The sequence below is a fragment of the Streptomyces sp. SLBN-118 genome (genome assembly GCF_006715635.1).
In the GTDB taxonomy this organism is placed as follows: Bacteria; Actinomycetota; Actinomycetes; order Streptomycetales; family Streptomycetaceae; genus Streptomyces.
In genome coordinates, this window is record NZ_VFNP01000001.1 from 2,240,031 (window position 1) to 2,252,138 (window position 12,108).

General features: G+C 68.7%; 9 protein-coding genes. 6 read left to right on the forward strand and 3 right to left on the reverse strand.

Annotated features, from left to right (window positions below; translation table 11 throughout):
- Positions 1-8: 8 nt before the first annotated feature.
- The 3 genes from gltX to FBY35_RS36395 all read right to left on the reverse strand — a co-directional run bounded on the left by gltX (position 9) and on the right by FBY35_RS36395 (position 2,513).
- Positions 9-1,484, reverse strand: coding sequence for a glutamate--tRNA ligase (gltX, locus tag FBY35_RS10050; RefSeq protein ID WP_142213453.1), 1,476 nt, complete (start codon positions 1,482-1,484; stop codon positions 9-11).
- Positions 1,477-2,268 (reverse strand): fumarylacetoacetate hydrolase family protein, encoded by a 792-nt coding sequence (locus tag FBY35_RS10055; RefSeq protein ID WP_142213454.1) that lies wholly within the window; start codon positions 2,266-2,268, stop codon positions 1,477-1,479. Before FBY35_RS10055 ends, gltX begins: the two co-directional genes overlap by 8 nt.
- An 83-nt stretch (positions 2,269-2,351) precedes the next feature.
- Positions 2,352-2,513, reverse strand: coding sequence for a hypothetical protein (locus FBY35_RS36395; protein WP_186357010.1), 162 nt, complete (start codon positions 2,511-2,513; stop codon positions 2,352-2,354).
- A gap of 596 nt (positions 2,514-3,109) precedes the next feature.
- Here FBY35_RS36395 and FBY35_RS10060 point away from each other — a divergent pair.
- From FBY35_RS10060 to FBY35_RS10085, 6 genes are all read left to right on the forward strand, one after another.
- Positions 3,110-6,637, forward strand: coding sequence for a nitrate- and nitrite sensing domain-containing protein (locus tag FBY35_RS10060; RefSeq protein WP_142213455.1), 3,528 nt, complete (start codon positions 3,110-3,112; stop codon positions 6,635-6,637).
- A 9-nt stretch (positions 6,638-6,646) separates the two neighbouring features.
- A complete protein-coding gene (locus FBY35_RS10065) occupies positions 6,647-7,060 on the forward strand; it encodes a roadblock/LC7 domain-containing protein (RefSeq protein WP_142214992.1) in 414 nt (137 codons plus the stop codon).
- Between the two features lie 128 nt (positions 7,061-7,188).
- Positions 7,189-7,593, forward strand: coding sequence for a DUF742 domain-containing protein (locus FBY35_RS10070; RefSeq protein WP_142213456.1), 405 nt, complete (start codon positions 7,189-7,191; stop codon positions 7,591-7,593).
- Positions 7,574-8,155 (forward strand): ATP/GTP-binding protein, encoded by a 582-nt coding sequence (locus FBY35_RS10075; protein WP_137993156.1) that lies wholly within the window; start codon positions 7,574-7,576, stop codon positions 8,153-8,155. The genes FBY35_RS10070 and FBY35_RS10075 overlap by 20 nt, the downstream gene beginning before the upstream one ends.
- Positions 8,156-8,491: 336 nt before the next feature.
- Positions 8,492-11,668, forward strand: coding sequence for a nitrate- and nitrite sensing domain-containing protein (locus FBY35_RS10080; protein WP_399208247.1), 3,177 nt, complete (start codon positions 8,492-8,494; stop codon positions 11,666-11,668).
- Between the two features lie 10 nt (positions 11,669-11,678).
- A complete protein-coding gene (locus tag FBY35_RS10085) occupies positions 11,679-12,092 on the forward strand; it encodes a roadblock/LC7 domain-containing protein (protein ID WP_005311461.1) in 414 nt (137 codons plus the stop codon).
- The last annotated feature ends 16 nt before the right edge of the window (positions 12,093-12,108 follow it).

Genomic DNA, 12,108 nt, shown 5'->3' on the forward strand with positions numbered 1-12,108 from the left:
ACCCGAGCTTAGGACGCGAGCTTGTCCAGCGCCGCGTCGATGCGGGCCAGGGTCTTGCCCTTGCCCAGGATCTCCAGAGACTCGAAGAGCGGCAGACCCACCGTGCGGCCCGTGACCGCGACGCGGACCGGGGCCTGGGCCTTGCCGAGCTTCAGGCCGTGCTCCTCGCCCGCCGCCAGGACCGCGTTCTTCAGGGACTCGGGGCTGGACCAGTCGGCGTCGGCCAGCTTCTCGCGGGCCGTGCGCAGCAGCGCGTCGGAGCCCTCCTTCATCGCCTTCGTCCAGGACGCCTCGTCCTCGACCGGCGCGTCCAGGAAGAGGAAGTCGACATTGGCCGTGATGTCCGAGAGGACGGTCAGCCGGGTCTGGGCGTGCGGGGCGATCGCCTCCCAGGCCGCCCGGTCGAACTGCTCGGGGGCCCAGTTGGCGTGCGGGGCCCGCAGCCAGGTGCCGCACGCCTCGGTGAAGGCCTTCACGTCGAGGCGGCGGATGTGGTCGGCGTTGATCGCCTCGGCCTTCTTCAGGTCGAAGCGGGCCGGGTTGGCGTTGACGTCCGCGACGTCGAACTTCGCCACCATCTCCTCGATCGAGAAGACGTCCTGGTCGGCCGAGAAGGACCAGCCGAGGAGGGAGAGGTAGTTGAGCAGGCCCTCCGGGAGGAAGCCGCGCTCCCGGTAGACGTTCAGGGACGCCTGGGGGTCGCGCTTGGAGAGCTTCTTGTTGCCCTCGCCCATGACGTACGGGAGGTGCCCGAACGCGGGGATCTCCTTGGCGATGCCCAGCTCGATCAGCGCCTTGTAGAGCGCGATCTGGCGCGGGGTCGAGGAGAGCAGGTCCTCGCCGCGCAGGACGTGCGTGATCTCCATCAGCGCGTCGTCGACAGGGTTGACCAGTGTGTACAGCGGGGCACCGTTGGCGCGGACGATCCCGTAGTCGGGCACGTTGTCCGGGGTGAAGGTGAGTTCACCGCGGACCAGGTCGGTGAAGGTGATCGGCTCGTCGGGCATCTTGAAGCGGACGATGGCCGGGCGGCCCTCGTCCTTGTACCGGGCGATGCGCTCGGTGGAGAGGTTGCGGCACGTGCCGTCGTAACCGGACGGCTTGCCGGCAAGACGGGCGGCGTCGCGGCGGGCCTCCAACTCGACTGCGGTGCAGAAGCACTCGTACGCGTAGCCGCCGGCCATCAGCTTCTCGGCGACGTCCCGGTAGATGTCCATCCGCTGCGACTGGCGGTAGGGGGCGTGCGGGCCGCCCGCCTCCGGGCCCTCGTCCCAGTCCAGGCCCAGCCAGCGCATCGAGTCGAGCAGCTGGTTGTACGACTCCTCGGAGTCGCGGGCCGCGTCGGTGTCCTCGATACGGAAGACCATGGTGCCGCCGGTGTGCCGGGCGTAGGCCCAGTTGAACAGGGCGGTGCGGACCAGGCCCACATGGGGGTTGCCGGTCGGGGACGGACAGAAACGTACGCGGACGTTCGCGTTAGCCACGCTGGATCACCTTGTTGGTGAGAGTGCCGATGCCTTGAATGGTGACGGCGACCTCGTCGCCGACGTTGAGCGGGCCGACCCCGGCCGGAGTGCCGGTGAGGACGACGTCGCCGGGGAGCAGTGTCATCGCCTCGGAGGCATTGACGACCAGCTCCTCGATGGAGTGGATCATCTGGCTCGTACGGCCGAGCTGGCGCTGTTCGCCGTTGACCGTGCACTGGATGGCCAGGTCGCTCGGGTCGAGGTCGGTCTCCACCCAGGGGCCGAGCGGGCAGGAGCTGTCGAAGCCCTTGGCCCGCGCCCATTGCTTCTCGCGCCTCTGGACATCGCGGGCGGTGACGTCGTTGGCGCAGGTGTAGCCGAGGATGACGTCCTTGACCCGCTCACGCGGGACCTCGCGGCACATCCGGCCGATGACCACGGCCAGTTCGGCCTCGTGGTGGAGTTCCTGCGAGAACGAGGGGTACGCGATGGGGTCGCCGGGGCCGATCACCGAGGTGGACGGCTTGAAGAAGGCGAACGGCGCGTCGGGGACCTCGTTGCCGAGCTCCGCCGCGTGCTCCGCGTAGTTGCGGCCGAAGGCCACGACCTTGCTGGGAAGCACGGGCGGCAGCAGCCGGACCCTGTCCTTGGAGCCGGGAGCCAGCGGGACCTTGGTGCCGGAGAGCTCGAAGTCCGCGAACGGGATGCCCTTGATGATGTCGAGGACGAGGCCGTCGGGGCCTTCGCCCTCGACCGCGCCGAAGGCCACATTGCCGTCGATGGAGAACCTGGCGATGCGCACGGGTTGCGGGTGCCCCTCTTTTGGTGACGCTGGCTGGAGTCTGACGCTCCAGGCTAACGCGGGTGCGAGGGCCGCCTCGCGTATTACTGGGCGGGGGCGTCCATCAGGACCGTGCGGCGGGGGTTGGCCGTCTGCGTGGGAAGATCGAGTGCGTGCTCCGGCTGCTCCGGCGTCTGCAGTTCGTCCGCGTCCGTGAGGTGCGCGAGCGTGGTGCGCCGGGGGTTGGCTATGTTGCGGAACATCATCGTCGTCCTCATCGGTTGTTTCAGACCCTGTCGGTGTGCGGGCGCTGCGATTAACGCCGGGTTGACGGATTGCCCATCCCTGTAAAGCGTCAGGCTAAACATCCAATTCCCCGGGAAAGTCCGGAAGACTCAGCGATCTACATGTGAGTTTCCTCACGAGTTGACGGTCAATTCGGGCATTCCGGATAGCGGGTCAGTTGCATGGAAACGGACATTGCGCCACTGAAGCGACCATTCCGCTCCTGATCATCGCGACTGGGACACCCCCCACCCCTAGGGGACTCGTAAGGAAAAGTCCGTTTCATCCGCGAACTGTTTGTACGCTTTGTGACGCGACACTTACACCGTGTCATCCAGGTCACAGGCCGGTACATGACTCTTGTTGGAGATCCGGCACTGTGCTGGAATTCCACGCACCGCCGCGGTTTACAGGCCGGCGCGCATGGGGCGCAACGCAGCGCCGAGTGGCGGCGGGAGAGGGGGGACAGCGCCGGTCACTCACCGACCACCAAGGGGCACTGTTTTTCCGCCCCGAGACGCCGACACCGTCCCACCGTGAGAGCGGAGGGACGCCTGGTCCAGAGGTTGCGACGCTAGTGCAGGGACGTTTCAAGAGGGATGGCAGCGCTGCGGCGGAACAGGAGCCGCGCGGCGGGACCGACCGCGGCTCCTCGCCCCAGCACACCCAGAACCAGGGACCGGCAGCGCCCGGCGACAGCGGCGAACGTGCCGCGCGCCCCGGCGTGGCGGCACCCGGCGGCGACAGGGCAACAGCCCCGCTGAAGCCGAAGGGACCGACGGACACGGGGCCGCGAATAGCCCTGCGCAACTGGCGCATCAGCACGCGCCTCGTCTCGCTTCTGACCCTGCCGGTCGTCGCGGCGACCACGCTGGGCGGACTCCGTATCAACGAGTCCATGGAAGACATGAAGCAGCTGGATCACATGCAGCTGCTCACCAAGATGACCAAGCAGGCGACCGAACTGGCGACGCAGCTCCAGACGGAGCGCGACCTGTCGGCGGGCCCGCTGGCCAACGATCCTGCCGCCGTCAAGGACTTCAAGGTCACCGGTCCCCGTACCGCGACCGACCGGGCCAGGAACGCGTTCCTCGAGGCCACTCGCGACATCCCCAACACGGATGACGACGAGGCCCTGGAGAGCATCCGGGCCAACGCCAACCAGATCGCCGTTCAGGTCCACGAGCTCAACGGCATCCGGGCCAACGCGTACAAGCCGGGCCAGCCGACGTCCCTCACCATCGACAAGTACAGTCGGCTGATCGACGCCCTGCTGAGCCTGTCCCAGGACATGGCCCAGGCGACGAACAACCCGGAGATGATCAAGCGGACCCGGGCTCTGGCGGCCTTCTCGTCCGCCAAGGAGTACGCCTCCATCCAGCGCGCGGTCATCGCCGCGGCGCTCCCGGTCGGTGACACCGGCAAGGTCCCCGGCCTGACCGAGCCCGACCGGCAGTACGGCCAGGCGGCCCGCGACAGCGGCAACACCCAGCTCAAGGCCTTCAAGGCGGTCTACGAGTCCTCCGGCGGCAACGCCGACGAGCTGACCGAACCGATGGAGGACGGCAACCCGACCATCGAGGCGTCCGAGCTCTACGCCAAGCGCGTGCTGGACACCAAGAACGGTCTGGCGTCGCAGCCCATCCGTTCGCACCTGGACTGGACCGACGACTACACGGTCCGTATCAACGCCATGAAGACCATCGAGGCCACGCTGCTCAGCCAGATGGAGAGCAAGGCCCGTGAACTGCGCGAGGCCTCGCAGCGCGAAGCGATCATCAATGGTGCGCTGATCCTGATCGTCCTCGGTGTCTCCCTCGTGGGCGCCTTCGTCGTGGCACGCTCCATGATCCGCTCGCTGCGCCGGCTGCAGGACACCGCGACCAGGGTCGCCCAGGACCGCCTGCCCGAGCTGGTCAAGCAGCTGTCCGAGTCGGACCCGCAGGACGTCGACACCTCCGTCGAGTCGGTCGGTGTGCACTCGCGGGACGAGATCGGCCAGGTGGCCGCGGCCTTCGACGACGTGCACCGCGAGGCCGTCCGCCTCGCCGCCGAGCAGGCGCTGCTGCGAGGCAACGTCAACGCGATGTTCACCAACCTCTCGCGCCGCAGCCAGGGTCTTATCCAGCGTCAGCTCTCCCTCATCTCCGAGCTGGAGTCGCGCGAGGCCGACCCGGACCAGCTGTCGTCCCTCTTCAAGCTGGACCACCTCGCGACCCGTATGCGCCGGAACGGCGAAAACCTCCTCGTCCTCGCGGGCGAGGAGCCGGGCCGCCGGTGGACCCGGCCGGTCCCGCTGGTCGACGTGCTCCGTGCCGCCGCCTCCGAGGTGGAGCAGTACGAGCGCATCGAACTGGCCTCGGTCCCCGCGACCGAGGTCGCGGGCCGCGTCGTCAACGACCTCGTGCACCTCCTCGCCGAGCTGCTCGAGAATGCGACCTCCTTCTCCTCGCCGCAGACCAAGGTCCGCGTCACCGGTCACGCGCTGCCCGACGGCCGTGTGCTGGTCGAGATCCACGACACCGGCATCGGCCTCTCCCCCGAGGACCTCGCCGCGATCAACGAGCGGCTGGCGTCGCCGCCCACCGTGGACGTCTCGGTCTCGCGCCGCATGGGTCTGTTCGTGGTCGGCCGGCTGTCCCTGCGACACGGCATCCGCATCCAGCTGCGCCCCTCCGACTCCGGCGGCACGACCGCGCTGGTCATGCTGCCCGTCGATGTCGCCCACGGCGGCAAGAAGCCTCCGACCGGCATGCCCGGTGCGGGCGGCCAGGGCGCCGTTCCCCCGGCGCAGGGTGGTCCGGCGGGTCTCGGCGGCCGTCCCGGCGGTTCGGGCGGCTCAGGCCGTCCCGGTCTCGGCGGCGGACCCGGTGCGGGTCCCGCAGGGGCTCCCGCGGGCGGCAGGCTCGGTGCGGGATCGGGCGCGCGTGCCGCGCTGCCGGCTCGTGACGGTGCTCAGGGACAGGGGCAGGGCCGCGGTCTCGCCGGAGCCTTCGGCGCCGGTGCGGGTCGTGGCGCGCAGAACGCTCCCGCCCGCAACGAGCGGCAGAACGGCTTCCCGCAGAGCGCGCCGGACGCGGGCGGCCGCGGCCGCCAGCTTCCTGCGTCCGGCGGTCCGCGCGCCGAGCTCCCCGGCGGCCCGCGCCGCGAGGAGCCGCAGCGCCCGCAGCGTCCGCAGACCACCAGCTGGGGCAACGAGCAGCAGGGCGCCCCGCAGCGTCATGCCGCGGACTCGCCGCGCGGGCACGAGGACAGCGACTCCGGGCGCGGTCAGGGCTCGACGTCGGAGTTCGCGCGCCCCGACTACAACGCGGCCCCGCCGCAGGGTGGTGCCGGTTCCACCGGGCAGTTCGTACGGCCCGACGTGTTCGGCGCTGCGGACTCCTCGTCCACGGGTCAGTACGCCCGCCCGGATGGCCAGGGAGCCGGTTCTCAGGATGCGGCGTCCACCGCGCAGTTCGCGCGTCCGGACTTCAACTCCCCGCAGCCGCCCGCTCCCGCCCATGCTCCGCGTCCGCGCGCTGGCCAGGACGGGTTCCGCGCCCCGCGCCCCGCGAATGCGCTGCCCCCGCAGCCACAGCCCGAGGCGCTGCCGCCCGCCGGTCCCGGCGACGGCCGTACACCCCTGTACGACACACTGGAAACGAACTGGTTCCACGGCGCGCGTGGCGGTCAGCCCGCTCAGCAGCAGCCGCAGGGACCGTCGGCAGCTGTCCCGCAGCAACCTGCGGAGCGTCCCGTTCCGCCGATGCCGCAGCGCTCCCCCGCGCAGAGCCCGGCGACCCCGGGCAACGCGCCCCACGCGAGTGGTGCCGCATGGCGCTCCTCGCCCAATGACGAGTTGGTACGCCAGGCCGAGCGGGTCAGGAAGCCCGCGGCGGGCGGCGTCACCACCTCGGGTCTGCCCCGTCGGGTCCCGCGCGCCAACCTTGTGCCGGGAACCGCCCAGGAGCAGAACCACCAGTCCGGACCGCAGGTTTCGCGTGCACCCGATGATGTACGCGGCCGGCTGACCAACCTCCGTCGTGGCATTCAGCAGGGCCGTCAGCAGAATTCGACGACCGGCAGCTTCAACCTCGGCCCCACTCACCAGCAGGAGCACTAGTTGAGCCCGATGAGCCAGGCGGCGCAGAATCTGAACTGGTTGATCACGAACTTCGTGGACAACACCCCCGGGGTGAGCCACACAGTGGTGGTCTCCGCCGATGGTCTTCTGTTGGCAATGTCAGAAGGATTCCCGCGCGACCGCGCCGATCAGCTGGCGGCCGTGGCCTCCGGTCTGACCTCGCTGACCGCGGGTGCCTCCCGGATCTTCGAAGGCGGCCCGGTCAGCCAGACCGTGGTCGAGATGGAGCGCGGTTTCCTGTTCCTCATGTCCGTCTCCGACGGTTCCTCGCTGGCCGTACTCGCACACCCCGAGTGCGACATCGGCCTCGTGGGATACGAGATGGCTCTCCTGGTCGACCGGGCGGGCAGTGTCCTCACTCCGGACCTGCGCGCCGAACTCCAGGGAAGCCTGCTGCACTGAAATCCGCCTCCCCCACGAGGTGCTTCAGATAGACGCCACCGCACAGTTACCGTCAGGCCGCCCACAGGCCCCCCACCGGCTCCACTCAGACGGCACGCAGACCACTTGCTGTCACGCCCGGAGGATTCATGACCCCGCCACCCGCCTCTCACGATCCGTACGGCGCCTCAGTCGACGCGTCGTACGGAGAAGGCGATCAGCCGCTGGTTCGTCCGTACGCCATGACCGGCGGCCGGACCCGGCCGCGCTACCAGCTCGCGATAGAGGCACTGGTCAGCACCACGGCCGACCCGGCGCATCTGGCCGGGCTGCTGCCGGAGCACCAGCGGATCTGCCACCTGTGCCGTGAGGTCAAATCGGTGGCCGAGGTCTCGGCGCTGCTGTCGATGCCGCTCGGGGTTGCCCGTATCCTCGTCGCCGACCTGGCGGAGGCGGGCATGGTGGCCATCCATCAGCCGGGCAACGGAGAGGCCGGCGGCACGCCGGATGTGACACTGCTCGAAAGGGTGCTCAGTGGACTTCGCAAGCTCTAGCGGCGGTGCAGCCCGATCGACCACCAGCGCGAAGATCGTGGTGGCGGGCGGCTTCGGCGTGGGCAAGACCACGTTCGTCGGCGCCGTCTCGGAGATCAACCCGCTGCGTACCGAAGCCGTCATGACCAGCGCGTCCGCGGGCATCGACGACCTCACCCACACCGGAGACAAGACCACCACCACGGTGGCCATGGACTTCGGCCGCATCACCCTGGACCAGGACCTGATCCTGTACCTGTTCGGCACACCCGGACAGGACCGCTTCTGGTTCATGTGGGACGACCTCGTCCGCGGCGCCATCGGCGCCGTCGTCCTCGTCGACACACGCCGACTCGCCGACTGCTTCCCCGCAGTCGACTACTTCGAGAACAGCGGCCTGCCCTTCGTCATCGCCCTCAACGGCTTCGACGGACACCAGCCCTACAACCCCGAAGAAGTACGCGAGGCACTCCAGATCGGCCCGGACGCTCCGATCATCACGACGGACGCCCGGCATCGGGCCGATGCCAAGTCTGCGCTGATCACGCTGGTGGAGCACGCCCTGATGGCCCGCCTCAAGTAGACGCCGACATACGGCAGTTGTCGTAGTTGTGCGTGGGCGGGCTGTGTCCTTTGACACGGCCCGCCCTCGTGTTCATAACGTTTCGACAGAGAATTAAGATGGATTGGCCACCCGGTGCATCCAGCCGGTGCCACTGTGCTCACATTTGACCCCCAATTTGGCAGGACTCGCTCTTTTTGCCCGTTTTATCCCTGACCTGCACACACGGAATGGCCGATTCCAACTGTTTGGAACGGGACCCCTCCGCATGCTGGAATTCGACGAACTCCCGAGTAGTAGAGCTCTGAACGAAACACGGCACAGCGTAGGTGCCGACGCCGAGAGGTTGTTGGTCGAGTGAGGCGAAGCATGACGAGCTCCGCAGAGCAGCAGGCGCGGGGCAACTTCACCCCGCCGCCGCGCACAGCGGCGTCGCCTGCGGATGCGCCCGGTCCGTCCCCGGCCACCGGAAGCTCCAGCCGGCTGTCCCCGCGTAACTGGCGAGTGCCCACCCGCCTGAACGCGATCCTGCTCATACCCGTGCTCGTCGGCCTGGTGATGGGCGGCTTCCAGGTCAAGTCGTCCATCGACACCTGGAAAGAGGCGCAGGACGCCGAGAAGACGGCGCTGATCGTGCGCGCCGCCTCGGAGTACGGCCAGGCGCTCCTCAACGAGCGTGACCTCACGGCGCCGTATCTGCTCGCCAATGACCGCCAGAACGCGAAGGTCACCCAGGCGTACGCGACCACGGACAACGCCAAGCAGAAGTTCGACGACGCCGTCCAGGATCTGCCCGAGGGGCAGGGCCTGGAGCGCCGTCTGAGCCTGTTCCGGGGCGTGGAGCCCGAGCTCGCCGACATCCGCAAGCTCGCCTACACCCAGGCCGTCGAGCCCAAGTCCGCGGTCGGCACCGAAGAGAGCTACGTCAAGGTCCAGCACTCGCTGATGGAGTTCTCCAACGAGCTCGGCCTCGGCACCGGCAACATCACCAGCTACGGCCGTACGGTCTACGCGGTCCAGCTGGCCAAGGCCGCCGAGTCGCTGCAGCGGTCCATCGGTATGCACCTGCTGATCCGTCCCAGCGAGGACGACACGATCCGCGCGAAGCAGACCATCGCGTTCAACTCGTACAACTACCTCGAGCAGATCGCGCTCGCCGAGTACGTCTCCGGCGGTACGCAGGACGACGCCGACAAGCTCGAGCAGATCATGACGGCCAAGGCCGTCGAGGGCGCCAAGCAGCTCAAGGCCGCCGATCTCAACCCGCCGAAGGACGACAAGGGCTCGGTCCTTGCGGGCATGTCCGCCAAGATCGGCCAGGGGCTCAGCCCCAAGGAGCTGAAGAAGCTCGACACCACGCCCACAGTCTGGATGGGCGCGGCCACCGCCAAGTTCGACGGCTACACCGAGATCGAGAACGACCTCGTCGACAAGGCCGTGACCGAGGCCGCCGAGATCTCCGACGACGCCAAGCGCGATGCCATCACCAACGGCGGCATTGTCGTAATCGCCCTGCTCACCGCCTTCATCCTGGCCGGTCTCATGGCCCGCCAGATGAGCCGCTCGATGCGCCAGCTGCGCACCGCCGCCTTCGGCATCGCCGAGCAGCGTCTGCCGATGCTGGTCGATCAGCTCTCGCGCACCGAGCCGGGCCGCGTCGACACCCGGGTGCAGCCGATCCCGATCGACAGCCAGGACGAGATCGGCGAAGTCGCCCGCGCCTTCGACCAGGTCCACCGGGAAGCCGTGCGACTCGCCGCCGAGCAGGCCATGCTCCGTGGCAACGTCAACGCGATCTTCACCAACCTCTCGCGCCGCAACCAGTCGCTGATCGAGGGCCAGCTGACCCTGATCACCGACCTGGAGAACAACGAGGCCGACCCCGACCAGCTGGAGAACCTCTTCCGACTGGACCACCTGGCGACCCGTATGCGCCGCAACGGCGAAAACCTCCTGGTCCTCGCGGGCGAGGAGCCGGGCCGCCGCTGGAACCAGCCGGTGCCGCTCGTCGACGTCCTGCGGGCCGCCTCCTCCGAGGTGGAGTCGTACGAGCGCATCGAGCTCACCGGTGTCCCGGAGACGGACATCCACGGCCAGGCCGTGACCGACCTCGTGCACCTGCTGGCCGAGCTGCTGGAGAACGCCACGACGTTCTCCTCGCCGCAGACCAAGGTTCGGGTGACGGCCACCCGTCTCCCCGACGGTCGGGTCATGATCGAGATCCACGACAAGGGCATCGGCCTGACCGCCGAGGACTTCGCCGACATCAACCACAAGCTGGCCAACCCGCCGACGGTGGACGCCGCCGTCTCGCAGCGCATGGGCCTGTTCGTGGTCGGCCGCCTCGCCGACCGGCACGGCATCCGCGTCCAGCTGCGCCCCTCCGGCGAGCAGGCGGGCACCACCTCGCTGGTCATGCTCCCCGACGCCATCACCCACGGTGGCGGTGGCGAGGCGCTCCCCGATGACGACTTCACGGTCTCCCAGATCATTCCCGAGCAGCAGTCCTTCGAGTACGCCCAGCTCCAGAGCGCGGCGCCGATGCGTACGGCCGCGGAACTCGGCTTCGACGACTCGCGGTACGAGGAGCAGTCCGAGTCCTCCGCACAGCTCGACCCGGTGGGCCGCTCGCTGATACGCGAGGAGCGCCGTGCGGCGCTGGAGGCGCAGACTCAGGGCGGTGACCGTCCCCTCTTCCGCGACGAGCGGGACTACCCGCAGGAGCAGTACACCTCCGAGTACGGCCAGGAGTTCCAGGAGCAGGGTTACGCCCAGGACCAGCAGCAGGCGTACGACGGCTACCAGACGCCCGGTGGCTACTCCGAGCACCAGGAGTACCAGGAGCACCAGAACGAGCCCACAGGCGCATATGCGGAAGCCGACTACCAGGCTTCACAGGCGGCCGACGGCTCCTACGACGGCCAGTACGACACCGCATCCCACCAGGCAGAGTGGTCGGAGCAAGGTACGTACCAGGGTTCGTACGAGCCGGAGTACCGGGCGGAAGCGGAATCTACCCCCGGCGCTCCCGCCAACGCCCCCGAGCGCGTAGGCTTCGAGCGTCCCGGGCCCGCTCCGAGCAGCAGTCACGCGGTGACCAACGCCGGTCTGCCGCGGCGCGGCAGCAACCAGCAGCCGCAGTCCCAGCAGCAGTGGCAGCAGCCCGCCGAGCAGGACCTAGAAGCTCCGCAGAGCGATCAGGCCGAGGCCGCCGGCAACAGCCAGGGCGTCGGCGGCTCCGAGGACTGGCGCTCGACCAACGACGAGCGCTGGCATCGGGCGGAGAAGCTCCGTGAGCCGAAGGCGGGCGGAGTCACCTCCTCCGGTCTTCCACGGCGGATGCCCAAGGCCAATCTCATCGAGGGCACCGCGGAGCAGACGCCCCAGGGCGGCCCCCAGGTCTCCCGCGCCCCGGAGGCCGTGCGCGGCAGGTTGAGCAACCTGCGGCGCGGCGTCCAGCAGGGACGCAGCGCGGGAACGGACACGAACGGACTGGGCTTCGGCCCGGGCAGTACCTACAACCAGGAGCGTTAGTGTGAGCCCGATGAGCCAGGCGGCGCAGAATCTGAACTGGTTGATCACCAACTTCGTGGACAACACCCCCGGGGTGTCCCACACCGTGGTGGTCTCCGCCGACGGACTCCTGCTGGCGATGTCCGAGGGTTTCCCGAGGGACCGAGCCGATCAGCTGGCGGCAGTGGCCTCCGGTCTGACCTCGCTGACCGCGGGGGCGTCAAGGATTTTCGAAGGCGGTGCGGTCAACCAGACGGTGGTGGAGATGGAACGGGGCTTCCTCTTCATCATGTCCATCTCCGACGGTTCCTCGCTGGCTGTTCTCGCACACCCCGAGGCCGACATCGGTCTGGTGGGTTACGAGATGGCTCTGCTGGTGGACCGTGCGGGGAGCGTTTTGACGCCGGACCTCCGTGCGGAGCTCCAGGGAAGTCTTCTCAACTAACAGTCAGACAGTGCGT

Excerpts from the sequence above, each read along its gene's own strand:
- FBY35_RS36395 (WP_186357010.1), bottom strand. The coding sequence starts at position 2,513 with ATGATGTTCCGCAACATAGCCAACCCCCGGCGCACCACGCTCGCGCAC.
- FBY35_RS10065 (WP_142214992.1), top strand. The coding sequence starts at position 6,647 with ATGAGCCAGGCGGCGCAGAATCTGAACTGGTTGATCACGAACTTCGTG.
- FBY35_RS10070 (WP_142213456.1), top strand. The coding sequence starts at position 7,189 with ATGACCCCGCCACCCGCCTCTCACGATCCGTACGGCGCCTCAGTCGAC.
- FBY35_RS10085 (WP_005311461.1), top strand. The coding sequence starts at position 11,679 with ATGAGCCAGGCGGCGCAGAATCTGAACTGGTTGATCACCAACTTCGTG.